Below are 24,754 nucleotides of genomic sequence, written 5' to 3' on the forward strand. Positions count from 1 at the left end.
AAATAGTTCTACTATCTGAATAAAATTATAATAGTAGAACTATTTATACAACAGCTTTCAAGTTCCGAAAAATACTTGAAATATTTTTCCCTATCTTATTAACACAGAATACCATCTATATCTTCTTCAACTACATTAAAGAATTGTTGTAAACTTAATAACTCTACTTTTACATAAAATACGAACTTTCAACTACTTTTTACTTTTACAATCTCTAAGTATTTGCTCACATTGTATAAAATCTTCTTCTGTGTCTATATCAAATGATTGGTTTTCAGACATTACGTATCCTAGCGTTTCATTAGTTAAAAATGAATTTGTTATTTTGAATCTTTTAGTTTTGGCTACATAGACTGCCCCGTTAAGGTAAAATGCTGGTGTTAAATCTTGCCTACGTACAGCAAAGTTAGGTTGTTTTATAACTGGATCCATCATCCCGTTTACATTTAAATTATACATCCAATAGGGTGATTGGTTTGATTCGGTTACACTAACACAAAAATCCTTTTTTTTCGCAAGCAACATTTCAATAGCTCCATCTATATTTTCAACCGTTCGAAGTGGAGATGTCGGTTGCAAAACTACCACATAATCATACCCTGGGCATTGTTCAATTGCATGTAAGATAGGATCTACACCGGGTGTTTCATCTGCCGCTAATGCTTTCGGTCTGACAAAAGGTGCTTCACATCCATATTGCTTTGCAACGTCTATAATTTCTTTATCATCTGAAGATAAAATTAATTTTGTTATATACTTAGATTTTTTTGCTTCTTCAATCGACCAAGCAATAAGCGGCTTTCCTGCTATCTCTCTAATATTTTTTCTTGGAATACCTTTTGACCCACCTCTGGCAGGAATGACGGCTAAAAAGGTTGGTTTCATTTTCTTTCCTCCCTCTATAATATTTTTTGTATGTATAAATGGCTCATATTATGATCGGAACATGTATGACCAGTGTATTATATAACTTGTAAATGTCCGCTTCCAAACTTACCCACTCCTACAATTGCTATAATAATAAGTGTCACCTTCTATTATCCTTTTTTACATAATAATTTGTATTAGTATTAGTATTAGTATTAGTAGCTTGCTAATATATATTCATATAATTAGAAGAACGATTAAATCTAAAACAATGTTATTGTAATCGAAACTCCATTGTTGTATTGCTTTTTTAAACATTAATTATACGTTTTGAAACAATCGCTAGCAGGATGCGTAAGCTACTGAACAATATTTTAGCACAATAAAACGGAATCCTATTCCATTGCCTTTTTCACACACATTATTTACATTCCACCTGGTTGAAATAACTGCTATACTCATCATCGGCTCGTTCAAAGTCAGCTATATGTCCAATATCTAACCAATATTCACGCACTGGGAATACCGAAACATTTCTTTGTTTTTCCATTAGTAGTTTAAACAATTCTGGCATATCGTAAAATTCATTTTGTGGGATATAATCTAATATTTCCGGGCTCAATACATAGATTCCAGCATTCACAAAACTACGTTGCAAAGGCTTTTCTTTAATTGAAATCAACTGTTGCCCATCGGTTTCGATCACACCATATGGGATTTGATACTCATATTCACGTACACACATCGTCGCTACTGCATCCGTATCTTCGTGAAAACGTAAAAGCTGTTCAAAATTTACTTGTGTTAGCAAATCACCATTCATAACAAAGAAAGGACTAGTAGGCTTTTTCTTTAACAAAGATAAAGGTCCAGCCGTTCCCATTCTTTTCTCTTCTTCTATATAAGTAATTGATACTCCTAGAGCTGACCCATCCTGAAAATAATTTTGAATGATTTCTTTTTTATAATTGACAGATAAGATAAAATTAGTAAAACCGTATCGTTTAAAACCCTCAATAATAGTTTCTAATATTGGCTTTTCACCAACATTCAGCATTGGTTTTGGGATGTTTTCTGTTAACGGACGCAAGCGTGTACCTAGGCCACCCGCCATTAAAATAACAGAATTCCCATTACTTTTAGCAACTGGGTCCTCATCTGCAAAAATAATATCAACAATTCGATTATCCATATCAACAATCGGTAGTTGCTTTAATTTATGTTTTTTCAGTAAGTTTAAACAATCACTGTATGTATTTTCGATACTTGCGGTGATTGGCGAGGGGTTCATGACCTGTTTAATTGGTACATCTAATCCTTCACCTCTTAAAATACCTCTTCGAATATCTCCATCGGTTACAGTACCTAGTAAATAATTTGCGTCATCTACAACTACTGCAAATTGCAGAGAAGAATCATCAATGATTTTCATTGTTTCTAATAGTGTCGTATTTTTATCTATTAGGATATTTATCCATCTTTTCATATATTACACTTCCTTTGCAGGTACTCCAATAGCTTTTTTATTTGTACCTATATTTGAAATAACGACAGCTCCTGCACCTATAAGGGAATTACCCCCAATTTCGATACCTTGAATAATAGAACTACCCGTACCGATATGGGAACCGTTACCTATAATAACACTCCCCGAAATAGTCGTGCCTGGGGCTATATGTATATGGGACCCGATTACACAATCATGTTCAATAATTGACCCTGTATTAATAATTGTATTTTCTCCAATTCGCACATGTGGTTGTACAATTGCACCCGCCATTACTTGAACCCCTTCTGCTAGTCTCGCTGTAGCAGAAATGATGGCAGTTGGGTGAATACATGTTGCAAATGTATATCCTTGATTTTTCAGATCTTCAAAAATACTTTGACGAACATACGAAATATTTACAGTACCTAATCCTAAAACTAGATCTACTTTCTCCGGATTAAACGTCCTTATCATTTCATCCGTTCCAAGGTAACCTAAACCATAAGAATTCCTTTGTTCTTCGGGTGCTGTAAAACCTAAGATTTTTCTCCCCTGAAGTAACAATATCTCAGTTAGTACTGAAGCATGACCACCATTACCTAATATGATTATCGGATTATTCATCAATCTGTTCATCCTTTTGATAAAATCGATTAGCCTTTTTACCTAAAATAGACCAATAATTTGACGGAGAAATGCCATTACCAGGTCTTTTAATGGTAATATTTGATTTCTTTAACACTTCACCTTGTTTAATATTTACACTTGCCACAATACTCTTTCTTGCCGCTACACGATTTTTCATTTCATTTTCTGTAGGTTGTTTAAAACCAGTCCCTAAAGCACGTTCAACTTGACGAATACCTTCTACCATCGCCGTTAACTCTGCGGGCTCTAATGAAGCTACATGATCTGGGCCTGGTAATGCTCGGTCTAATGTAAAATGTTTCTCTATAATAGTTGCCCCCATGCTAGTTGCAGCAATTGGTATGGTAATTCCTTGTGAATGATCTGAAAAACCTAATGATAATCCTAGTTCTTCAGATAGTTGATTCATAGCTTTTAAATTAATTGTTTCAAAAGGAGCTGGATATTCGGTTGTACAATGAAGAACGGTTACATATTTTTGCAAAATAGCCTTTGCCTCATTTGTTTTGTAAAAAGAATGCACATTATCAATGGAAACATTGGCTTCTGGTTTTGCTAAGCCATAAGCGACAAAGGATAGGGCCTCATGGATTTCATCAATAGTTGCCATACCAGTAGAAATAATCATTTTCTTTTGCTTGGTCGCAATATAATGAAGGAACGGAGAATTGGTTAACTCACCAGAAGGAATTTTAACGGTTTGCATCTGTAAACCATCAACTAAAAAATCCACGCTATCGTAATCAAACGGCGTAGACAAAAATTCAATCCCTATTTCATTACAAAAATCATTTAATAATTTAAATTCTTCAAATGAAAGTTCAAGTTTTTTTAACATTTGATATTGCGATGTGGCTTCTCCCAAATTTTCCACTTGATATTCTGCCTGCTTTGCTTCTTTCGTTACTAAATTTTCCGCACGAAATGTTTGAAATTTAACAGCATCTGCACCCGCTTCTTTAGCAACTCTTATTAACTCTTTGGCCATTTCGAAAGAGCCATTATGATTAACTCCCGCTTCAGCGATTATATAAGTAGATTGATTCATAGATTATAAAACTCCTTTTGTAGCGTAAAAGATGAAATTTCTCTTAAATGATTCATAATTCTCTCTACGACATGTCCGTCTCCAAAAATTTGATCATATGGACCTGTATATAATAGCGCTGCCTCAATTGCTTTTTCTATTTCGGTGGCTTCTAATCGACAATCGAATACCGAGCTAGGTTTTTCACGTCCTGCTTGTCTATCTCCACAGTTCACAGTCGGTGTATGTAAATACGGTACTTCAATTAAACCACTAGATGAATTCCCTATTACAACATTCGCATATTTCACTGCACTTAGATATCTTTGCTGCCCTAATGAATCAAAGGCCATTGCATTTTCATGCTGCGACACAAATTTTTCAATAGCCTTATTAATTTCCCTACCTCCATTATCTGCATTTGCTTTTGTAAAGACTAAATTGACATTTGTATAATTACTTAAAGCTTTTAATAATGAATAAACTCCATTTGTTTGAAGATTTGTTTCTGGATGATAGGTAATTAAAAACATTGGCTGATCTATATTTAGTTTTAGGTTTGTAAATAACCTGTCCCGAGTGAGCAATGGAAGCTTCAATATATTTTCAATACCAACTGCGCCTACATTCCAAACTCGTTTAGGGCTTTCACCAAGCTGAATAACTCTTTTTCGATGTGATGCTGTACTCGTAAAATGCCATGTTGACATTTTTGTAATTGAATGACGAATTGCATCATCATAAGCACCAAAAGTACATTCTCCACCATGAAGATGAGCTATTGGAATTTGCATTACAAGTGCAGTTTGAGCCGCTGCTAGCATTTCAAAACGATCTCCAAGGATTAAAAGTAAATCTGGCTGCAATCTCTCGTATGCATCAGAAAATCCTATTGTCGCTAATCCAATAGATTTTGCGATGCCTGTTGCTGAATCTGAGGACAGCAACATCTCTACCTTTTCATCTATAGCAAAACCATCTGCTTCAATTTGTTTATACGTTAAGCCGAATTCAGAAGATAAATGCATACCTGTCACAACTAACTGTAACTCAAATTCTGCTGACTGTTGGATAGCTCGCATTAAATTGAATAGTAGCCCATACTCAGCACGTGTCCCTGTCACAACACATATTTTTCGTTTCACTAGTTATCCCTCTTTTATCGGTGTGCTCGGAATGTTAATAATTTTTTTATTCAATCTTTCAATTGTAGACAAATCTGCTCTTGGACAGTCTCTATATGGTTTTAACTTGTGTAGCGGCGTCCAAATTGGACGACTCATTACACCGTGATCATTCAAGAAAGCCAAAACATCATCACGAACTAATGTGTCATCTATGATTAATGTTTGAAGCCAATAGTTACTAAAACTATTCGTTGGTTCTTTGAAAAGTGTTACACCTTCTAATGGCGCGACTAGCTCTTCATAAAAAGCAGTTAATGCACGTTTTTGTTCGATAAATTCCGGCATTTTTTCTAATTGTGCGCAACCTAATGCTGCGTTTATATTCGGCAAACGGTAGTTAAACGCTACTTCATCATGTTCAAATTCCCAACGGTGTGGGACTTTTGCTGTTGTTGTAATATGCTTCGCGTAATCTGCCAACGCCTCGTCATCCGTTAAAATAGCACCGCCACCACCTGTTGTCATGATTTTATTGCCATTAAAACTAATTGCACTCACTTTTCCAAAGCTTCCTGTTTGCTTCCCTTTATAGTAAGTTCCTAATGATTCTGCAGCATCTTCTACTAAGATTAAATGATACTTTTCACATATTACTTGTAATTCCTCTAATTCTACAGCATGTCCAAACGTATGCATTGGAACAACTGCGCGTATGACACGTCCTGTTTTCTTATTAATGAGTTGATTATTTTTCACTTCACCGATTGCTAAAATATGTGCTTCTAGCTTTTGCGGGTCCAGACCTAATGTTTTTTCAGACACATCTACAAAATGTGGTACAGCACCAAGATATGAAACTGCATTGGCAGTCGCAACAAATGTTAGTGCCGGCATAAATACTTCTTCATGTGCTTGTACACCTACTAATTTCAATGCGATATGTAATGCAGCAGTGCCATTTACAACGGCCACAGCACGACGTACTCCTGTAAAACGTGCTAAATCTTCCTCAAAACGATTTACGTAGGCTCCCACAGACGATACCCAACCAGTTTGAATACAATCTGTTACATACTCCAGCTCTTTTCCATTAAAGGTTGGTTCGTGCAATGGAACAAAATCCATTTGATAATGCGCTTTCACTTGATCGGTAAACGCTAACCATTTTTTATTCATATATTATAAACATCTGCCTTATATTGAGCTAAATTTTTCGGATTCGTAAACCATTCAATTGTTTCTTCTAAGCCGTGACGGAAGCCATCTTTACCACCATACTGAGGTTGCCACCCTATTAATTCTTTTGCTTTTTTATTTTCTGCCCACAAACGATTGACTTCGCTTTTTTCAGGGCGTATGCGCTGTTCATCTGTTTCAATCGTTAAGTTCACACCCATAATATCGGCAATCATTTCTGCTGTTTCACCGATTGAGACTTCATAGTTTGAACCAATATTAATCACTTCACCGATTGATTTTTCCGAGTTCATTACGGAGATAAAACCTTGTACAGTATCTTTTACATAATTAAAGTCACGTGTTGGACTAACCGCACCAAGCTTAATTGTTTCTTTACCGTTTGCTAACTGGCTAATAATTGTCGGAATAACAGCACGCGCTGACTGACGTGGACCATATGTATTGAACGGACGAATAATTGATACAGGTGTATCAAACGATCGATAGAATGATAACGCCATTTGATCTGCCCCGATTTTTGATGCTGAGTAAGGTGATTGTCCTTGTAATGGGTGATCTTCATCGATTGGTACATATAAAGCCGTTCCATACACTTCGCTAGTTGATGTATGTACCACCTTTTCTATACCTAATTCGCGTGCTGCTTGGACAATATTTAATGTTCCATTAATATTTGTATCTACATATGTAGCAGGTGAATGGTATGAATAAGGAATTGCAATAAGTGCAGCCAAATTTAATACATGCGTACAGCCCTTCATTGCTTCCTTTACACCATATGGATCACGAATATCACCCGAGAAAATGTCTATTTGCGACTTAATATTATTGGGAGACTGGTCTAACCACCCCCACGAATTAAACGAATTATAATAAACAAAGGCACGTACATCATAGCCTTGTCGTACTAATGTTTCTGTTAAGTGAGAGCCAATAAAGCCATCTGCTCCTGTTACCAAAATTTTATTTTTCATTATCTATCTCCATTTACTATGCTTTGAAACTGTTGTTCATTTTAATTATAGTTAATCTATATTTATATATCACTCAGTGAAAGTGTACGTTCACTCTATTTGATTTTTTTTCGGACTACATTTGACTAATTAGCCTTATTGATTAACATTACGTTCTCGAAAAATGGTACTATCTCATATTCAAATAAGTCTGCAACTAATAGAAAATCTCTCTTTTCTAAACTAGTATTAATTTCAATTAAAAACGCTTGAATTTGTTCTATATTTAATTCAACTTCTATATCATTCTTTTTTAATAATTCAGAGGCATCGGATAACCATATAACGCCTTCCGAAAAATCTTTAATGGTTAACAACGCTTCGTTTAATTGATCTTCTCGTAGGCAATTGGCAATATACATAACACCCTGAGGTATTTTTCGTATATATTCGTTATAACTTTCTATCACTTCAATTATTTCATTCATCACTATTCACCTTTTTCATTTTCAATAATTTTTACTGCTTCTAATGTAAAAATTTTCGTTTTTTTAATTGCCTCTAAAAGTCGCGAATACAATACTTTATTTTGATTATACGTTCTCTCAAAACGTTCTTTTGGCGTTTCATTTTCTTTTTCTTTGAAATATCTCATTACATCCATTGTAATCGGAGTAATAATATCATATAGGAGTACTTCTTTGGAATATTCCTTAATTTTTTTATCCACTTTATTTAAGATTTTCAACGTATTATTACTAAAAACAACTTTATTCTCATCCTTTTTTAGCACATCAATCGCTTCATTACATAACTTTTCTAATTTCTCATAGGCTTCAATTTCCTTAGCAAAGATATTACCTAATTCCGCCAATGTTATATATTCTTTTTTTAGAGGTTTTACTTTTTGTACCTCATCTTTACTTACATATTCATTTATAAATTGTGTGAAAGTAATTTGATCAAAAGATTGGATTTTTAAACCGCCTTCTGTACAATTAAAAACGGGTGCAGAATGTTTAATCCTGCGATGTAAAATTTCAAATGATTCCTTCATAGCAAGAAAAGGATAATCTGTAATTACTTTATCTCCGTAATAACCTTCTACCTCAGTCGCCTGTTTTTCTTTATAAAACACATTATCAACTGCTTTTTGGAATTTATTATGAGCAGCATGTGATAAGTTATTTGTATACGCTAAATCTTGTCCGATTAACGCTATAGGACCACTTGTTATGTATTTCGCAATGGTAAGAGCAGAGTTAGCTACAGAAGCTCCTCCCTCAATTACCGGTAATTGTAAATGATATTCCGTTCGTAATCGATGTTCAATATGTTTATCTATTAACGGTAAAAAAGCATATCTTTCACCCGTATATTCATGTTGAATTTTGTAGTTACCAGTAAAACTATATAGCAGTGTCGAATCGATTAAATTCAAATCTTTAAAATGAGTATAATTTGCATCAGAACCATCAATTGACACTACATAGTCCGGCTCAATTAGTTCATGTAATAATGAATTTATAGTGGAACCAGATGCAATTAAAATGATTTGATTTCTTATTTTTTTCAACAATGGGAGTTGCTTCGTTAATGAGGGACCACCTGAAGCAATGACTACAGGACAATTATATACTTTATATAATTCAGATAATGAAGCATCTTGTGTAGCGCAAACTAAATTTTTTATGTAATTCTCTTGCCAAAACTCATTGGCAAAACGAGTTGTATTTTCGGATACAACTTTCATATATTGAATTTCTTTAATAGATTTCAACAATAATAGATACTCTTCGCTAGCTAACTTATCATAATTCGGACTACAAATAATACGTATATCTCGTCTATCATGACGTAATGTGTGCCAAATCTTCGCTCTAATCAACTCTATATTTTCAAAGTCTAAAACATCATCATTATCGGGGCACAAAATACTTTTAAATGGATCTATAACAATGAGTTCTTTTTTATTTTTCATTTTCAATTTTAATACATCTGCTATGTAGCCAAGCCCATATCCAAATAATACATGTACATAATTTTCTTTATGTTCTTTTTGAACAATCCTTTCTGCTTCTTTCATAGGATCATATTTACTATGTAGCAAATAGTCGTTCAGTTCCACGGTATCCAAACCCGTTTTCGTCGCTATATAGTTAACCGTTACATCTTTCATCATGTTACCTCTTTACTTCATATTAAATATTTTTTTATAAAGAAAAGCTCTCATAAAAGAGAGCTTTTCGACTAGAATTATTGTAATAACTGAAGTACACCTTGTGGTTGTTGATTTGCTTGAGCTAGCATTGATTGTGCAGCTTGCATTAAGATATTATTTTTCGTGAAGTTCATCATCTCTTTAGCCATATCCGTATCACGAATACGAGATTCTGCAGCAGTTAAGTTTTCAGACGTTGTACCTAAGTTGTTAATTGTGTGCTCTAAACGGTTTTGAACTGCACCTAGGTTTGAACGTTCAGTAGATACAGTTGTTAATGCTGCTTCTACAGCTGTAATAGCTGCTTGTGAGTTAGCACTAGTATCAAGAGTGAGAGCATCTACTCCTAAAGCATTTGCATCCATAGATGCAATTCCAACAGTAATTACTTGACCTGAGTTCGCACCAATTTGTAAAATTTTACCTGTAAATGACCCATCTAAAAGTTTTTGTGTATTGAACTCTGTATCAGTTGAAATACGATCAATTTCACTTACTAATTCATCAAATTCTGCTTGTAATGCATCACGGTCAACAGTCACGTTTGTGTCATTCGCAGCTTGTACTGATAATTCACGCATACGTTGTAAGATTGAGTGTGTTTCGTTAAGCGCACCCTCAGCTGTTTGAATTAAAGAAATACCGTCTTGCGCGTTTTTAGATGCCATGTCAAGACCACGGATTTGACCGCGCATTTTTTCAGAAATTGCTAAACCAGCAGCGTCATCGCCAGCACGGTTGATTTTGTAACCTGAAGATAATTTCTCAAGGCTTTTAGAAGCTTGAGTGTTGTTGAAAGAAAGGTTACGGTGTGTGTTTAAAGCAGCAATGTTGTGTTGAATTCTCATTTGGAATTCCTCCTTGAATTGTTTTTATATGACCCACATCCTTGTGGGAAAGTTTGGCTTAGGCTAGTACCTCGGCCTTACACTATATATATCGTATGTAACTTTCAATGTTTAATAGTCTTTTTAAAATTTTTCTATTTTTAATTTAATAGTTGTAAAACTCCTTGAGGTTGTTGATTTGCTTGAGCAAGCATCCCCTGTCCCGCTTGTAACAGAATATTTTGCTTTGTATAATTCATCATTTCTTTTGCCATATCTGTGTCTCTAATTCTTGATTCTGTAGCTGTTAAGTTTTCTGAAGTATTCATTATAGATTCATAGGCATGCTCTAAACGATTTTGGATTGCCCCTAGCTTTGAACATTCATAAGATATACTGTTAATTGCGTTATCTACTAGCGTTATTGAATTGTCCGGTAAGATTTAACATCTAAATCATTTAATCCAAGCTCCTCATACGTTACTGTTGGCATGACTACCGAGAGACTTTGCCCACTATTGGCACCGATGAAATGTCATAACACCTGTATTCGTAATTGTTCGATCAATGAGGTAGTATGGGTTGGTAAAATTTCGTATGTATTTTCCTTTTCTGATTCCTAATTTATAATGTTTTTTCTCCATAATAAACAAAAATGCTACATAACCTTCAATTTCAAGGTTGTGTAGCATTTTTGTATTATTTTTTCTTAAATTGACCTAAAATTGATAATATATTTTCTGATTGCAAAGCTTCTTCATTTTGTTGCTGAATTGCTTCAAAAACTTCTGAACGATGAACCTTAACCGTTTGAGGTGCTACGATACCAAGCTTCACTTGTTCTCCTTCAATGGACAATATCTTAACTTCAATTTGGTCACCAATTATGATTGATTCGCCTTTTTTTCGACTAAGAACCAACATTATTTGCTACTCCCTTTAGAAAAGGCCATACTTACTGGATAACGAAGTGAATATTGTGTACTGTCCTGTAAAACAATTTGTCTTCCTAGCTTTTTATTATTGTTAATTACTATTGGGGCTAATAAATTCAACGTAGATTGTTGAAAGCTTTCTTTTAATGTGACAATCGAATATACTAACACATCTTCTTCGGTTTCAATTTGTAGTAATTGTTTATCTTCTTCATTTAAATCAAACGCATAATCTTCCTTAAATGCAAAAGGGTAAGCAATAACAAAGCCAATATGTTCATTATTTATTGACTGTAACAGCACAAAAGGTACATCTTCTTCTATAGGTAAAAGTACAAATCCTCTTTCCTCAGGAAAACCTGGCAAGCCGCAATCAAAATTTATAATTTCTTTCTCAATAATCTCAACTTCACCTAAAAATTTTGTATTAATAAGCATTCAAGTCTCTCCTTTTAACCAATAACGTCTATTTCTATATTAGGTCTTACTACCATTGTGCCAGTAACCTTCCCCGGTGTATAGTCATGAATTGGCTTGTTCACTTGAACGTCAATTTTTGGTTTTTGTGGTGTTATATTTATATTTGTTGTTCCAGGTGTGTAGTCAATTTTCACAGAACCGATGGAGGGAACAAATTTAATATTATATGGTCCTGGTCTATGAGGGCCATGGTTTTGTTTCGCAATACTTTGTATTGGTGCACTACCTTGCCCTTTTCCGGCACTCTCCATTAATTGACGTCCTTCTTTAGCACGTCTAGCAGCACCTTGTAATGCCAGTTGTTTCCCTTTTTCCGCATAGTTATTAGATGATTCAATTGGGCCAATCAATCCTAAATCACGTCTTGCCTGTGACGAATCAATTTTTAATCTACCACTGGTTGTTTTAATATCTAGGATTGCCGCAGGTTGCTCTATACTTTGTGTTGCTTTCGGTTGTTTAATAAATTGTTTTGAATCGTGACTTTGTAAATCAATTTTTGCATCCGTTGTACGAATTTGAATTTGTGGAAGTCTCATCTATCTCTCTCCCTTTCAATAAAAGCGTTTGGAATAGTCCAAACGCTGATTAAATATATAGAAGTTTTTAAAACTATCGGATTTACTTACAAACCCGCTTGCTCCTGTCGCTTCGCTTTCGTCGCAAACCTTAGTAGATTTCATTAACGGATGAAATCTACTAAGGTTTGTTGAATTATTTTTGCACCGACAGAAAGAGCTGCTTGATGAATTGATTCTGTTGTTGCCATATCGGTAATTGCCTTTGCGTAGTCGGTATCTTCATTTTCAGACATTTGTTTTGTGACATTCACTTCTTGGATAGTTAATCGGTTTTCCATCAATTCTACACGATTTTGACGAGCACCTACATCAGCTCGTAATGTTAATGTCTCATTGTATATCGAATCTAATGCAGGAATACCATTTGTATTTAATCCAAGTGCATTGCTTATATCTGAAGCATTCCCTCCACCATTTAATAGAGTCTCAACATGTCCCATAAATTCATCGACTCTATTAAAATACTCATTTCCCTGTGTATTAATTTTCATAGAGATACCATCAAAAACATTTACCTCGATTGTTTTTGCTGCACCTGTTGTAATGTTTGGATTTTGAGGTCCTACTTGATCTGTATACAACGGACTATTTGTGTGTGTTCCAGAGAAAATATAATTATCGCCAACCTTCGTATTAGCCATATCACGAAGTTGCTCTTTTATTTGAGTAATTTCAGCATTAATTTTTTGACGATCTTCCGTAGTATTCGTATCATTTGCAGCTTGTACAATAAGTTCTTTGACACGAATTAATGATGAACCAACCTGTTCTAAAGCTTCATCCGTAGAATCTAACCAAGTATGCGCCTCACGGATATTTCGTTGGTATTGCTCATTCTTATCTAACTCCACACGGTAGCCCATTCCTTTTACAGCAATTACTGGATCATCAGACGGACGGTTAACTAGTTTCCCTGAATTCATTTGTTCTTGTAGCTTAGACATTTTACCGTAGCTATTATTTAAATTTCGTAGCATATTGCTTGATAACATTGATTGTGTAACGCGCATTGCCATTCCCCTTCCCAAAAAAGAAATTTAGAAATGGATAAACACGAGAAATTCTTGATGTATAAACTATTGATGAGTGTGCTTTTCCACTTCATTGATAGAGTATTATTATGTAACTCATAAAGTAATTTCTGTCCTACCACTTCTCTACGGTACAATGTTAATTGTTACGAGAACGTAGTGACAAAACTTTAGTTAATCTAATTTAACGGATGAAATCTACTAGTGTTTGTTGGATAATTTTCGCTCCTACCGATAAGGCTGCTTGATGAATTGATTCTGTTGTTGCCATATCTGTTATCGCTTTTGAATAATCCGTATCTTCATTTTCAGATAGTTGCTTTGTAACATTTACTTCTTGAATTTTTAGGCGATTTTCCATTAATTCAAGGCGGTTTTGTCGAGCACCAACTTCTGCACGCATCGTTAATGTTTTAGCGTGAATTGCATCTAGAGCTGGAATGGTTGTCATATTATTATCGACAATTGTTGCACCTAAGGCAGTGCCAATTTCTGCACCTGTTGCACCATTATTTAAAATGGTTTCTAGTTGCCCCATAAAATCGTCTATTTCCTTAAAGTATTCATTCCCCTGTACATTTACCTGTATTGAAATCCCATCAAAAACGTTAATCGTAATAGTATTTTCCACACCGTTTTGCGTTAATGCAGCATTTTGACCTGTGACAGGATCAACATTGTTATTGTCATATAGTGGACTATTCGTATGTGTGCCAGAGAAAATATAATTATCCCCTATTTTCGTATTCGCTACGTCTTTCAACTGCTCACGAATTTGTGAAATTTCAACACTAATTTTTTGACGGTCCTCAGTAGTATTCGTATCATTTGCTGCTTGTACAATTAACTCTTTCACACGAATTAACGCAGAACCTACTTGATCCAGTGCTTCATCTGTTGTATCTGTCCAAGTATTGGCCTCGTTAATATTTCGTTGGAATTGCGCGTTTTTATCTAAGTCTACTCGGTAGCCCATTCCTTTTACCGCAATTACTGGGTCATCAGAAGGACGGTTTACCAACTTCCCTGAATTCATTTGCTCTTGAAGTTTGCTCATCTTGTTGTAGCTTGTATTCAGGTTACGAAGCATATTACTCGATAGCATCGATTGTGTAACGCGCATATTCAGTTTCCCACTTTCTAGTTGTCTATTCTAAGTTGCGTATTATAAGCCTACTCGGCCCATACCATTGATGATTTTATCTAATGTTTCGTCTACCACCGTAATCATTCGAGCATTGGCGTTGTATGCTTGCTGGAATGTAATCATATTCGTCATCTCTTCATCTAAAGAAACCGAGTTATGTGACGCACGATTGTTTTCGATTTGCAGGCGCAATGTTGTTGAGTTGTATTCTTGTGTAACCGCTTGTTGACCTTTAACACCTAATTCACCGATTAGTGATTTGTAATACGATTGGAACGTACCACCCTGTAAATTAATTTGCACTTCTGACTGAAGAGCAGATAATGCAAGCATATTTTTATTGTTACCTTCTTCATTCGGTGCATCCGAAGCAGCAATATCTTCTGGTATTAAATTTTCTACTTTCATGCTTCTAGCTGTTGTACCTGTAGGGTCAAAAAAATTAATACCAGTGGCATTTGCTAAGCTATAGCCATTTGTGTGAACTGCATTAAATCTTTGTACGAATTCATTAGCTAACTCATCTAATTTTTCAAGCATTTCAGGATAAATTCCTTTTACTGCACCATTCTCTTCATACCCAAAGGAGTCAAACAGTGCTGCTAATTTCCCTTTACTTGGCTCTAAACCTGCATAATCCACATTGACTGTTGTACTAGCAGTTGGTGGGTAACCTAAACCTGAAATGGCAAGTCCAATAAATGCGTTATAACCAGCCGTATTAGCGTCATCCACATCACCATCAATCACCTTATTTTCCGTATCAATTGAATTCAGCATCGCATATTCTTTTCCGCGTACTAAATCATACGTTTGACCATCTGTTGCTTTAAACGTTACCGTCATACTACCTTCAGCAATCGCAAGTGCATTACCACCAGACTTTTCAAACGAAATTGATACTGGGATGATATCATTCAACTTATCAACTAGTACGTCACGGGCATCGTAAAGATCATTTGGCATATATCCATTTGGTTCAATCGCTTGGATTTGCTTATTAATATCTCCTATTTGTTTTAATAAATTATTTGCTTCAGCTGTTCTAACATTAATTTCATTTCCAAGATTCCCTTGGATTAGCTTTAATTGTGTATCCATATAGTTGAAAGATTCAGCTAAAGATTGACCTTTAGAAATTAATACTTGGCGAGCGGCTGTATCTTTTGGATTGTCTACAACATCTTCCATCGACTTCCAAAACTCTGTAAACGCCTGGTTAATCCCAAACTCAGAAGGTTCCGACATTACATCTTCCATTTGAGAGATTGCCTTCGTTGTCGCCTCCCAGTAGCCTAATTTGTTCGTTTCTTGACGGTATTGGCGATCGACAAATTCGTCACGAATCCGTTGTACCGAATGCGCTTGTACCCCTGTACCGATATGACCAGCAGTAGTTGGTGAATTTAGCCCAGTACCTGGAAAACCTTCTGTTGCTTCCATGTTTACTCGTTGGCGAGAATAACCTATTGTATTGGCATTTGAAATGTTATGACCTGTTGTATAAAGAGCGGATTGTTGCGTGAAAAGTCCTCGCTTACTTGTTTCTAACCCCATAAAAGTTGAACGCATTATAGTACCTCCTGAAATATTTATTTAGTATTTCAACAATAATATGTATAAATTGTTGCAGTCTCCCTCGATAGAACGATGCTATCGAAGGATTTTACAAAGTATTCTATTAGTGGGGAAGTTTATCTCACCCCACTAATAGAAATATTTACGTTTAGGCTTTAAATTCATTAAATGAACGCTTCATAACTTCTGCATTGCCACGTACTTCTGCTCCAGAGTAGTTAAACTGCTCTTGGCGCTGTGGGCGTATGGAATCGAGTGTAAGATTAATAATTTGTAATGAGTTAAAGACCATTTTTTGATTTAAATCATTTTGCATTTTCAGTTTTTCAAGTAGCACAACCAATCGTTTTCGTACGCCAACTAAAGCTTCCGTTGACTCGGTAGATTTAGCTGCTTCAATCACATCGGCAACAGATGTGGAGTCAGTGAGAGCAATTCCTTTTGCTCGAAGGTAATCCGTTACCATCGTCTGACGCTGTTGCTCAAGTATATTAATAGCTGCTATGTGTGATTGCTCGTTTTTAATGATTTCATTAAGCTTTTCCATATCGTTTTGCTTTATGAACTCTGTTTTAGCATTCGCAAATTCAAGTAAGCTTTTATGCATTTTTTCGAGCTTTTCAAGCGTAGCTACGATGTTCGCTATAGACATAGTTAAGAGCTCTCCCTTACTTGAGTTATCTTTTTAAAATTAACGGCGATAATACTTCAGCATATCTTCCGCCACTTGACGTGCATCGACCTTGTAATTTCCTGATTCGATTTCCTCTTTAATCTTTTGCAAACGCTCAGCACGTTCACTTGCATAAGTAGACGTTGCTTGCATTTCCTTTGCTTTTGAAGAAATTTCAATTTGATCAGAAAATGATTTATTCGCATCTATTTGCTTTACAGGACGAGCTTGATTTTTATAAGAATTAATCGCTTGTAACCCTATTGGATTAATTTTCATATTTATTTCCCCCCTCGTTTAAACCTTTATCTACATTTTATTTCGACTGCAATAATCAATTGTTTACGCCTTCTTTTTAAAAACGTCATTTATGTGAACTACTTTCCATGTTTAAATGACTATCCATTTCCTTATTATTTTATATTTTTTTTGAGAAAAATAAAAACGAAGTTACTTTTATAGTAGACTTCGTTTTCTGCGTTATTTTTTTTCCGAATGGTAAGTACCGCGATCCCGTCTTATAATATCGTCACGAAACTCTTTTGCCCCCTCGAACGTACGTAAATCTGATTTAATAATACTTTGGCACTTCTCACACAGCTTTCCTTTATTCGTTAAATGACCACAGTTATCACATGGATAACCTAAACCTGGGAACACTGCTGGATGTAACCGACCTTTACGCACCCATTTATAAAGTAAATTACGGTCAACACCAGTTGCTTCTTCTATACGTTCTACATTCGCTGCCCGATTTTCACGTTTACGTAAAAATCGGTATACAACTTGATACATATCTTCTTCCTTTTGTGCGCAATTGTAACAAACGTCTCTAACTCCTGTGTAGTTGAAAAACGCATCGCACATAGGGCAATTTCTTAATTCAGCCATTTATACCCCTCCATATCTACTACGAAATACTCTATATTCATTATACATAACACGACTAATTTTTCATTGATAACTTTATAAACCTTTGAAATTTAGGTTAATTTTCCTAATGTCAACTATGAATTAACGTAAATCCTGAAACCTCAATTGCACCTGCATTTTCAAGCACTTTTTTCGCATGTCGCATTGTCGTTCCAGTTGTATAAATATCGTCAATTAGTAGTATATTTCTACCTTTTATTTTCGAACAATCTATGACATCGAATAGCTGCGAGGTTTGAAGTCTTTCATCTCTAGTTTTTAACGATTGAATGTCAGAGGATCGTTTTGTTAGGTGATGTTCAAAAGGAATTTTTGCCGCATTCAATAATTCGTCCACATGAGCAAATGTCCGGATGTTCAAATTTTCAGGATGCATAGGGATGGGGATAATGAGACGCTTTTCATTTTTTAAATGTAGGTGGAGGATTTCATTAAACACATGAGCTAACAACACATCATGCATAAACTTGTAGCGATGTAAAAAATCTTTCATTGCTTCATTATAATAAAACAACGAGAAAATACCGGTTTCTTGCTGAGTTTCGATTCGTTCAAATTTCGATTCACAACGATTACAAATTGCTCGTGGCAATGTTTTTTGTAGTAGCTCCTTCCAGCCAAACCTAACTTCAAGAACGCGCTCACATAATAAGCAATGGGTAATTGGTTTATTCATGACGATTCATCTCCATTATTTTCGCTTTTGCTAAGTCCATTTCGACAGTTTTTCCATGATGGAAAAAGACAATGTCTCCATCTGGATATTGACTGTTTCGTCCCACTCGCCCACTGATTTGAATAAGCGCACTGGAGGTGAAGATTGGGTTTTCTGCTCCAACCACTGCTACTTGTACGTTTTTAATCGTAATTCCCCGCTCTAAAATTGTGGTCGTAAGTAAGCCTTTTCGCTGTTCGTTTCGCAACTCCAACACTTTTTCTTTCCTCGTTGGATCTTCTGCATGCACACTCGTAATGGTAGGCTCTATTTCTATAAAAAGTGGCTTCGCTGTTTCCATGAAATCAATCGTTGGGAAAAAGATTAAGAATGGTTCATTTTTATCAAGTTTTTGCTTTACCCATCGCGTAAGTTTTTGAGGGATGTGCCCCTTTCGAAACATTTTTTCATAATTCCATAAGGATTGATAAGTCGGCACGGGAAGCGAGTGGCCATGAAATCTCCTTGAGATAAAAGAATAACCCCAATTTTCCTTATTCTTTCGATTAAATAGTGCTTGTGAGGGGGTTGCAGTTACAAAGGCGATTGGTGCTTCCTTCGTTTTTGCTTTTATAACAGCACGTTGAAGCGCCTCATCATATGTGTACGGAAATGCATCTGCTTCGTCCACAATCATGACATCGAATGCCTGTTCAAAGCGGTATAGCTGGTGAGTGGTAGCAATAACTAACTGTGCAAATCCTTGCTGTTTTGGTGCACCTCCATATAATGCGTGAATACAAGTACTAGGAAAAACTTGCTGAAACCTAGGGAATAATTCGAGCACGACATCGGTTCTCGGTGTCGCAACACAAATCCGTTTTCCTGCTTGTAGCGATTCAAAAACTGCTGAAAATAAAATTTCTGTTTTACCCGCTCCACAAACTGCGCTAATTAAATGATTGTTATTTTGCGCAATGCTACTCGCCAGCTCCTTTGCTGCACGGGCTTGGTGAGGAGTTAATTGTCCTATCCATGAAAATTGGTGCTTCGTTTTTAATGGTTGTAGCTGCCGAGGGTCTGTATTCCAAATAATAAGCTCATCGCAGCTACACATACGCCCCATCGTAATACAGTGCCGACAATACGTACAAATTTGGTGGCATTTTGCACAATGAAAGGAAACAAATTTTTGGTGCGATGTATTGTGACATCGCCTACAGCTTAATTTCTGGGTAATCGTGACTGCCTTCATTACGTCAAAATATCCTTTTTGAATATAGGATTCAATTTTAGCTTGTGGAAACGGAGTATTTGTTCTCGGCCAGATACGTCCTGTGAAAAAATCTTGAATTGCTTTTTCTACTATAAAACCTTTATAGTGAGCAGCTTTCGTCTTCTTTCGGAATGATTGTTTAATCAACTATTTTCACCTCAGTGTTTTTTTATTTTGATGGGTTGAGTTATATTGGATTTTATTTTTATATTGTGTTGCACAGCATTGTAATGCTCTTTTTATTGCGTGGTTTAGTGCAGAGGATTGGATTGGATTGGATTGGATGAGGTTACTGGGGTTAATGTCCAGATTTCTCGAGTAATAAGCCAAATTAAGGTGGTTATTGGACATTTAAGAAGTTATTTAGGAAAAAATGATTGCTTAATAGCCTATTGCAAATAGTTATTAGACAAGTTAGGTTTTTATGGACAAAACTTCATCAATAACGGACATTTCATACTACTTAATTGACATATATTCAGCGTTTTAGGACAAGTTCTTTTCTTAGATCCACCATTAATCTGTAATTAGCAAACACGACTCCACAATCCATCAAAAAACAAAAAGCCACTACCTTAAAATAGTAGTGACTGATTGTTTGCTTCTTATTTCTTCATCCAGCCCACTGCGATAGCGCCTTCGCCTAAGTGGGTGCCGATTACGGGGCCAAAGTAGCTGAGTGTGAAATCTACGGTTGGGTAGGTTGCTGCTAATGTGTTCATCCATTCGCGTGCTTCTTCTTCGCAGTTCGCATGGATAATTGTCGCTTGAAGTGAGCCGTGCTTTTCGATTGCAGCAATTAACTGTTCTTCTACTTTGCGCATTGCCTTTTTGCGCGTACGAATTTTTTCAAATGGGACGATTACTTTATCTTGGAAGTGCAAAATCGGTTTGACTTGAAGTAACCCACCAATTAAAGCGGCTGCTGCCGAAAGTCGACCACCGCGCTGTAGGTGTGATAAATCGTCCACAATAAAGTAAGCATTCATCGTGTCTTGTAGTGCTTCTAAATGGGCCATAATTTCTTGTCCAGAAGCACCTTTTTGAGCGAGCTTTGCTGCCTCTTTAGCATACATCGCTTGTACATAGCATGCTACTTCTGTGTCAAATGCAAATAAGTTTACATTTTCAACCATATCTCCTGCTTGTACAGCTCCTTGGAATGTACCACTAATTCCACTCGATAAATGGATTGTAACAATATCCTCATATTCTTTTGCTAAATTTTCATAAAGCTCTACGAATTTTCCGATTGGCGGCTGTGTTGTTTTTGGGAACTCTTTTGCTCCACGAACACGATCGTAAAATTCAGAAGCTGTAATATCGATTTCTTCATCATAAATTGTTCCTTCGATGTTGACACATAAAGGAATCATATTAATATTATATTTTTCTCGTTCTTCCTGAGTTAAATAGGCTGTACTATCTGTAACAATTGCAGTTTTCATTGCTCTCCCACTCTCCTATGTTCACTATCTTACAGTATCTCTATGTAATTGTGAATGGAAAAATGACATTTGTCATATGAAACCTACTTACAATTTACATGCTTATTATATGAAAAAAACATCTTAGCGAAATTTCACTGAAGATGTTCCTTTTAATGCAGTATTTTGTTTAAAATTATTCGCTACCAATATAATAAATGCTCGATACTTTCCACTGACCTTCTTTCACAAATACGGTTACTTGACGGCCAACTCCGGAAAGTTCTGCACCTGATTCAACTTCTTTTGTGGCAGTTTTTAAGTTCGAGAAAACTTGTGCTTCATCTTTTTCATATTTTACGATTGTTACATCCTCTGCAACTCGATTAACATCGTATTGTTTGAATACTTCAGAAACCGCTTGAATATCCTCTTCATATTTAAAGCCTTTAGCATTTTTTGAAATAATCTCTTTATAACGTTCTAAATCTTTTTCATTAAAGGCTGAAATATATTCATCAAAAGCAGATAAAATCTCATTTTTTTCTTCTTCCGGAACGTTCGTTGCTTCTTGAATTGAATCTCCTAAAACTTCAAAACCAACTGTTCCATCATCAATTGTCTTTTCTAACTCTTTAGGTGATGCATTGTTATTACTTTCATTATCCCCACAGGCTGCAAGCACAAACAATGCCATTACAGCAACAAGCCATTTTTTCATATTTTTACAAACCTCCCGGAAAACATTTTAGCATACTACCTATGCTTTCTCAAAAGCACTACTTTGTGACACGATACGAATATAAGACGTGTCTATGTATAAGATGTTCCCCAAAACTAAAAACAAGAGTGTTGCCTATCTTGCAACACTCTTGCTTTTCTAATTTATCCAATTTAGCGTACTTCTACCCAGCCATTTTTAATAGCCGTTACTACCGCCTGTGTACGGTCGTTTACATTCATCTTTTGTAAAATACTTGATACATGGTTTTTAACTGTTTTTTCTGAAATGTATAATGTTTCACCAATTGTACGGTTAGATTGACCATCCGTTAATAATTGCAATACTTCACATTCACGCTTCGTTAATAAATGGAAAGGACGGCGAATTTCAGTTTGATGGAAGTTTCCTTTGCTTTCATGCTCCGATAAACGACGGAATTCCGCTACTAAATTTTTCGTTACTTTTGGATGTAGGTATGATCCACCGTTTGATACAACTTTAATTGCTTCTACGATTTCATCTGCATCCATTTCCTTTAACATATAACCTAATGCACCTGATTTTAATGCATGTGTAACATAAGATTCATCGTCATGGATTGATAACACCATTACTTTTGCATCTGGATATTCTGCGATTAAGTCAGCAGTTGCTTCGACACCATTTTTGCCCGGCATGTTAATGTCCATTAGTACGACATCTGGTGAATTTTTTTCATATAGGCTCAAGATGTCTGTACCGTCATCACCTTCTGCTACTACTTCAAACGTATCTTCAAAATCCAAAATACGTTTAACTCCTTCGCGGAATAGTTGATGGTCATCTACAATAATAATTTTCGTCATTTAAATACCCCCTAATGATCAGTTATAACAATTCTTCATCTTCTAATGGTAAAGGTACTTTCATCATTATAGTGGTTCCTTTACCGATTGTACTAGTAATCTTTAAATTACCTTTTAATAATTCAATTCTTTCATTCATACCAATCAGTCCAAATGAACCTTCACGGATATGCTCTGTATCGAACCCGGCTCCGTCATCTTTTACGACAACATTTATTTCGTCACGAAGCCACTCAAATTTTACAATAATATTTTTAGGTTTTCCATGTTTTAGTGCATTATTAACACTTTCTTGCACTAAGCGGAAAATCGCAACTTCATAATCTGAGGATATACGTCGCTCATTGTTATAGCTGACGAATTGAATATCAACTCCGGCATTGTATTCCATAATCGTCGATAAATATTTTTTCAATGTAGGACCTATCCCTAAATCATCAAGTGCCATTGGTCGTAAATCATAGATGATACGTCGAACCTCTGAAAGAGCATTGCGAACGCTCACCTTCAAATCACTAATTTCTTTAAGTGCTGCATCTGCGCCTTTTTCTCTAAATATACGATCAATTAAATTAGAGCGCATTAACACATTCGCCATCATTTGAGCAGGACCATCGTGGATTTCTCTAGAAAGTCGTTTGCGCTCTTCTTCTTGAGACGCAATAATTTTTATCCCAAACTCTTGTTTGATTTTAGCCTGTTCTAATGCAACGCCTACTTCTTTTAAATCAGTTGTCAAGAAGGTGATGACTACGTTTACTTGATTTACAATATGATCCGCTCTTTCAATCGTATCATAAAGTTCTCGTAAACGTCTTTCCAAATCATCCCTTTTATCTCGTAATTGTTTTTCACGTTCACGACTAAGCGATACTTTTAACTGTAATTTATTCGTATTTTCATATGCTGTGCGAATTTGCTCTTCGGATTGCTCCGAGAATTTTTTACTGACAATTACTAATCGCTGTCTTGATATTTGTAATAGCTTTTCTAAGTTATCACTCTCATCTATGGCAATCGTAATTTCCTGTCGTACAATCTCTAATTCCTGTTGCATTTCTTCAAAGCTTCTGCGACTTTGTTCGCTTATAATAAAAATATCATCTTTTGAATTCGTAATTGTTTCTAACATTCGATTAAAAATTACGTCTAGCGAGGCTATATCAATCCGATTATTTTCAAACATCCTTCCACCCTTACTTAATAGAATGTTATCTAGTCCTATCTTTTTGTTCTTTTTACTAATAATATAGTACATACCTATTATAGCATTATTTAAACATTTTTTAAGTTATATTATAACTACTAAATAAGTCATTTTTTGTAAATATAAGGAGGAAAAGTAATGAGAAATAACTATTTTACTGTCAAGGGCTACGGTGAGTCTGAAATTATTATCTCTAAATCACGCTTTATCACGTATATAGAGCGTGTTGAGACTGAAGAAGATGCCCTATTGTTTATTGATAAAATAAAAAAACTCCACGCCAATGCAACGCATAATTGCTCATGTTATATGATTGGGGAACACGATCAAATTCAAAAAGCAAATGATGATGGGGAACCTAGTGGTACCGCAGGCGTCCCAATGTTAGAAGTTTTAAAAAAGCAAGGATTAAAGGATACTGTCGTTGTTGTGACAAGGTATTTCGGTGGAATTAAGCTTGGTGGCGGGGGGTTAATCCGCGCTTATGGAAAAGCAACAACCGAAGGCATTGCTGCAGCACAAGTTGTCGAGCGGAAACTTCATTACATAATGAAAGTTGCTGTTGATTATGTTTGGCTAGGTAAATTAGAAAATGAAATCCGTAGCTCGCACTATACATTACGTGACATCCAGTATGCAGAGGGTGTCGAAATTTATGTATTTGTTTTAAAAGAAAACGAAGAAGAATTTATTAAATGGATGACTGAATTATCAAACGGACAATCGGTCACAACACGAGAAGATGCCCAATTTATCGAGTTTATCCGCGAATAAATTTTTTCATTTTACGACATAAGTAGAAAGTAGTATAATAAATAAGATTGCAAACTAATTGTTTAATAAGACGCATTTTACACGTTTTGAACGTAAGATGCTGTTCCTTTCAATGTCGATATCAAACTT

The 24,754-nt window shown here is 35.5% G+C and carries 26 protein-coding genes and 1 pseudogene; 1 reads left to right on the forward strand and 26 read right to left on the reverse strand.

Features of this window, described 5'->3' with window-relative positions; translation table 11 throughout:
* Positions 1-192: 192 nt before the first annotated feature.
* The 26 genes and pseudogenes from MKZ17_RS16680 to MKZ17_RS16805 all read right to left on the reverse strand — a co-directional run bounded on the left by MKZ17_RS16680 (position 193) and on the right by MKZ17_RS16805 (position 23,830).
* Positions 193-885, reverse strand: coding sequence for an acylneuraminate cytidylyltransferase family protein (locus tag MKZ17_RS16680; protein ID WP_340724859.1), 693 nt, complete (start codon positions 883-885; stop codon positions 193-195).
* Between the two features lie 403 nt (positions 886-1,288).
* Positions 1,289-2,353 (reverse strand): nucleotidyltransferase family protein, encoded by a 1,065-nt coding sequence (locus tag MKZ17_RS16685; RefSeq protein WP_340724860.1) that lies wholly within the window; start codon positions 2,351-2,353, stop codon positions 1,289-1,291.
* Between the two features lie 3 nt (positions 2,354-2,356).
* On the reverse strand, positions 2,357-2,980 hold the full coding sequence (locus MKZ17_RS16690; protein ID WP_340724861.1) for an acetyltransferase: 624 nt from the start codon (positions 2,978-2,980) through the stop codon (positions 2,357-2,359).
* Positions 2,973-4,052, reverse strand: coding sequence for an N-acetylneuraminate synthase (gene neuB / locus MKZ17_RS16695; RefSeq protein ID WP_340724862.1), 1,080 nt, complete (start codon positions 4,050-4,052; stop codon positions 2,973-2,975). The genes MKZ17_RS16690 and neuB overlap by 8 nt, the downstream gene beginning before the upstream one ends.
* Positions 4,049-5,176, reverse strand: a complete 1,128-nt coding sequence (neuC, locus tag MKZ17_RS16700) for a UDP-N-acetylglucosamine 2-epimerase (protein ID WP_340724863.1) — start codon at positions 5,174-5,176, stop codon at positions 4,049-4,051. The genes neuB and neuC overlap by 4 nt, the downstream gene beginning before the upstream one ends.
* Positions 5,177-5,179: 3 nt before the next feature.
* Positions 5,180-6,334 carry a LegC family aminotransferase gene (locus MKZ17_RS16705; RefSeq protein ID WP_340724864.1) on the reverse strand — a complete coding sequence of 385 codons (1,155 nt, stop codon included), beginning with the start codon at positions 6,332-6,334 and terminating at the stop codon, positions 5,180-5,182.
* The gene (locus MKZ17_RS16710) at positions 6,331-7,332 is read right to left on the reverse strand and encodes an NAD-dependent 4,6-dehydratase LegB (RefSeq protein ID WP_340724865.1); all 1,002 of its coding nucleotides are present in this window, start codon (positions 7,330-7,332) and stop codon (positions 6,331-6,333) included. Before MKZ17_RS16710 ends, MKZ17_RS16705 begins: the two co-directional genes overlap by 4 nt.
* A gap of 125 nt (positions 7,333-7,457) precedes the next feature.
* Positions 7,458-7,799, reverse strand: a complete 342-nt coding sequence (locus MKZ17_RS16715) for a hypothetical protein (protein WP_340724866.1) — start codon at positions 7,797-7,799, stop codon at positions 7,458-7,460.
* A gap of 2 nt (positions 7,800-7,801) precedes the next feature.
* Positions 7,802-9,490 carry a motility associated factor glycosyltransferase family protein gene (locus tag MKZ17_RS16720; RefSeq protein WP_340724867.1) on the reverse strand — a complete coding sequence of 563 codons (1,689 nt, stop codon included), beginning with the start codon at positions 9,488-9,490 and terminating at the stop codon, positions 7,802-7,804.
* A 77-nt stretch (positions 9,491-9,567) separates the two neighbouring features.
* Positions 9,568-10,380: a flagellin N-terminal helical domain-containing protein gene (locus MKZ17_RS16725; protein ID WP_340724868.1), complete on the reverse strand. Its 813-nt coding sequence runs from the start codon at positions 10,378-10,380 to the stop codon at positions 9,568-9,570.
* Positions 10,381-10,520: 140 nt separating this feature from the next.
* A pseudogene (locus MKZ17_RS16730) lies at positions 10,521-10,793 on the reverse strand (flagellin); the annotation flags it as partial.
* A 265-nt stretch (positions 10,794-11,058) separates the two neighbouring features.
* On the reverse strand, positions 11,059-11,283 hold the full coding sequence (csrA, locus tag MKZ17_RS16735) for a carbon storage regulator CsrA (RefSeq protein ID WP_340724869.1): 225 nt from the start codon (positions 11,281-11,283) through the stop codon (positions 11,059-11,061).
* Positions 11,283-11,732, reverse strand: a complete 450-nt coding sequence (fliW, locus tag MKZ17_RS16740) for a flagellar assembly protein FliW (protein ID WP_340724870.1) — start codon at positions 11,730-11,732, stop codon at positions 11,283-11,285. Before fliW ends, csrA begins: the two co-directional genes overlap by 1 nt.
* A 14-nt stretch (positions 11,733-11,746) precedes the next feature.
* Positions 11,747-12,313: a DUF6470 family protein gene (locus tag MKZ17_RS16745; RefSeq protein ID WP_340724871.1), complete on the reverse strand. Its 567-nt coding sequence runs from the start codon at positions 12,311-12,313 to the stop codon at positions 11,747-11,749.
* A 143-nt stretch (positions 12,314-12,456) separates the two neighbouring features.
* Entirely contained in the window at positions 12,457-13,365 is a 909-nt protein-coding gene (gene flgL / locus MKZ17_RS16750; protein WP_340724872.1) for a flagellar hook-associated protein FlgL, read from the reverse strand.
* Positions 13,366-13,570: 205 nt separating this feature from the next.
* Positions 13,571-14,509, reverse strand: a complete 939-nt coding sequence (flgL, locus tag MKZ17_RS16755; protein ID WP_340724873.1) for a flagellar hook-associated protein FlgL — start codon at positions 14,507-14,509, stop codon at positions 13,571-13,573.
* Positions 14,510-14,551: 42 nt separating this feature from the next.
* A complete protein-coding gene (gene flgK / locus MKZ17_RS16760) occupies positions 14,552-16,105 on the reverse strand; it encodes a flagellar hook-associated protein FlgK (protein WP_340724874.1) in 1,554 nt (517 codons plus the stop codon).
* A 154-nt stretch (positions 16,106-16,259) separates the two neighbouring features.
* A complete protein-coding gene (locus MKZ17_RS16765) occupies positions 16,260-16,763 on the reverse strand; it encodes a flagellar protein FlgN (RefSeq protein WP_340724875.1) in 504 nt (167 codons plus the stop codon).
* Between the two features lie 39 nt (positions 16,764-16,802).
* Positions 16,803-17,063 carry a flagellar biosynthesis anti-sigma factor FlgM gene (gene flgM, locus MKZ17_RS16770; protein ID WP_340724876.1) on the reverse strand — a complete coding sequence of 87 codons (261 nt, stop codon included), beginning with the start codon at positions 17,061-17,063 and terminating at the stop codon, positions 16,803-16,805.
* A 201-nt stretch (positions 17,064-17,264) separates the two neighbouring features.
* Positions 17,265-17,675, reverse strand: coding sequence for a TIGR03826 family flagellar region protein (locus MKZ17_RS16775; protein ID WP_340724877.1), 411 nt, complete (start codon positions 17,673-17,675; stop codon positions 17,265-17,267).
* 112 nt (positions 17,676-17,787) lie between these two features.
* The gene (locus MKZ17_RS16780) at positions 17,788-18,393 is read right to left on the reverse strand and encodes a ComF family protein (RefSeq protein ID WP_340724878.1); all 606 of its coding nucleotides are present in this window, start codon (positions 18,391-18,393) and stop codon (positions 17,788-17,790) included.
* Positions 18,386-19,792, reverse strand: a complete 1,407-nt coding sequence (locus tag MKZ17_RS16785; RefSeq protein ID WP_340725575.1) for a DEAD/DEAH box helicase — start codon at positions 19,790-19,792, stop codon at positions 18,386-18,388. The genes MKZ17_RS16780 and MKZ17_RS16785 overlap by 8 nt, the downstream gene beginning before the upstream one ends.
* Positions 19,793-20,253: 461 nt before the next feature.
* Positions 20,254-21,096: a DegV family protein gene (locus MKZ17_RS16790; RefSeq protein ID WP_340724879.1), complete on the reverse strand. Its 843-nt coding sequence runs from the start codon at positions 21,094-21,096 to the stop codon at positions 20,254-20,256.
* 175 nt (positions 21,097-21,271) lie between these two features.
* Positions 21,272-21,796, reverse strand: a complete 525-nt coding sequence (locus MKZ17_RS16795) for a nuclear transport factor 2 family protein (RefSeq protein ID WP_340724880.1) — start codon at positions 21,794-21,796, stop codon at positions 21,272-21,274.
* A 173-nt stretch (positions 21,797-21,969) separates the two neighbouring features.
* Entirely contained in the window at positions 21,970-22,644 is a 675-nt protein-coding gene (locus MKZ17_RS16800; protein ID WP_340724881.1) for a response regulator transcription factor, read from the reverse strand.
* 22 nt (positions 22,645-22,666) lie between these two features.
* The gene (locus MKZ17_RS16805; RefSeq protein ID WP_340724882.1) at positions 22,667-23,830 is read right to left on the reverse strand and encodes a sensor histidine kinase; all 1,164 of its coding nucleotides are present in this window, start codon (positions 23,828-23,830) and stop codon (positions 22,667-22,669) included.
* A gap of 159 nt (positions 23,831-23,989) precedes the next feature.
* On the opposite strand from MKZ17_RS16805, the gene MKZ17_RS16810 reads away from it, so the two are divergent.
* Complete coding sequence (locus MKZ17_RS16810) at positions 23,990-24,625, forward strand: YigZ family protein (protein WP_340724883.1); 636 nt, start codon at positions 23,990-23,992, stop codon at positions 24,623-24,625.
* Positions 24,626-24,754 lie beyond the last annotated feature (129 nt).

The organism is Solibacillus sp. FSL R7-0682 (assembly GCF_038005985.1).
Taxonomy (GTDB): domain Bacteria; phylum Bacillota; class Bacilli; order Bacillales_A; family Planococcaceae; genus Solibacillus.

What these genes read in the sequence shown, in the direction of transcription:
- MKZ17_RS16680 (WP_340724859.1), bottom strand. Translation starts at nt 885, where the DNA reads ATGAAACCAACCTTTTTAGCCGTCATTCCTGCCAGAGGTGGGTCAAAA.
- MKZ17_RS16685 (WP_340724860.1), bottom strand. Translation starts at nt 2,353, where the DNA reads ATGAAAAGATGGATAAATATCCTAATAGATAAAAATACGACACTATTA.
- MKZ17_RS16690 (WP_340724861.1), bottom strand. Translation starts at nt 2,980, where the DNA reads ATGAATAATCCGATAATCATATTAGGTAATGGTGGTCATGCTTCAGTA.
- neuB (WP_340724862.1), bottom strand. Translation starts at nt 4,052, where the DNA reads ATGAATCAATCTACTTATATAATCGCTGAAGCGGGAGTTAATCATAAT.
- MKZ17_RS16705 (WP_340724864.1), bottom strand. Translation starts at nt 6,334, where the DNA reads ATGAATAAAAAATGGTTAGCGTTTACCGATCAAGTGAAAGCGCATTAT.
- MKZ17_RS16710 (WP_340724865.1), bottom strand. Translation starts at nt 7,332, where the DNA reads ATGAAAAATAAAATTTTGGTAACAGGAGCAGATGGCTTTATTGGCTCT.
- MKZ17_RS16715 (WP_340724866.1), bottom strand. Translation starts at nt 7,799, where the DNA reads ATGAATGAAATAATTGAAGTGATAGAAAGTTATAACGAATATATACGA.
- MKZ17_RS16720 (WP_340724867.1), bottom strand. Translation starts at nt 9,490, where the DNA reads ATGAAAGATGTAACGGTTAACTATATAGCGACGAAAACGGGTTTGGAT.
- MKZ17_RS16725 (WP_340724868.1), bottom strand. Translation starts at nt 10,380, where the DNA reads ATGAGAATTCAACACAACATTGCTGCTTTAAACACACACCGTAACCTT.
- csrA (WP_340724869.1), bottom strand. Translation starts at nt 11,283, where the DNA reads ATGTTGGTTCTTAGTCGAAAAAAAGGCGAATCAATCATAATTGGTGAC.
- fliW (WP_340724870.1), bottom strand. Translation starts at nt 11,732, where the DNA reads ATGCTTATTAATACAAAATTTTTAGGTGAAGTTGAGATTATTGAGAAA.
- MKZ17_RS16745 (WP_340724871.1), bottom strand. Translation starts at nt 12,313, where the DNA reads ATGAGACTTCCACAAATTCAAATTCGTACAACGGATGCAAAAATTGAT.
- flgL (WP_340724872.1), bottom strand. Translation starts at nt 13,365, where the DNA reads ATGCGCGTTACACAATCAATGTTATCAAGCAATATGCTACGAAATTTA.
- flgL (WP_340724873.1), bottom strand. Translation starts at nt 14,509, where the DNA reads ATGCGCGTTACACAATCGATGCTATCGAGTAATATGCTTCGTAACCTG.
- flgK (WP_340724874.1), bottom strand. Translation starts at nt 16,105, where the DNA reads ATGCGTTCAACTTTTATGGGGTTAGAAACAAGTAAGCGAGGACTTTTC.
- MKZ17_RS16765 (WP_340724875.1), bottom strand. Translation starts at nt 16,763, where the DNA reads ATGTCTATAGCGAACATCGTAGCTACGCTTGAAAAGCTCGAAAAAATG.
- flgM (WP_340724876.1), bottom strand. Translation starts at nt 17,063, where the DNA reads ATGAAAATTAATCCAATAGGGTTACAAGCGATTAATTCTTATAAAAAT.
- MKZ17_RS16775 (WP_340724877.1), bottom strand. Translation starts at nt 17,675, where the DNA reads ATGGCTGAATTAAGAAATTGCCCTATGTGCGATGCGTTTTTCAACTAC.
- MKZ17_RS16780 (WP_340724878.1), bottom strand. Translation starts at nt 18,393, where the DNA reads ATGAATAAACCAATTACCCATTGCTTATTATGTGAGCGCGTTCTTGAA.
- MKZ17_RS16790 (WP_340724879.1), bottom strand. Translation starts at nt 21,096, where the DNA reads ATGAAAACTGCAATTGTTACAGATAGTACAGCCTATTTAACTCAGGAA.
- MKZ17_RS16795 (WP_340724880.1), bottom strand. Translation starts at nt 21,796, where the DNA reads ATGAAAAAATGGCTTGTTGCTGTAATGGCATTGTTTGTGCTTGCAGCC.
- MKZ17_RS16800 (WP_340724881.1), bottom strand. Translation starts at nt 22,644, where the DNA reads ATGACGAAAATTATTATTGTAGATGACCATCAACTATTCCGCGAAGGA.
- MKZ17_RS16805 (WP_340724882.1), bottom strand. Translation starts at nt 23,830, where the DNA reads ATGTTTGAAAATAATCGGATTGATATAGCCTCGCTAGACGTAATTTTT.
- MKZ17_RS16810 (WP_340724883.1), top strand. Translation starts at nt 23,990, where the DNA reads ATGAGAAATAACTATTTTACTGTCAAGGGCTACGGTGAGTCTGAAATT.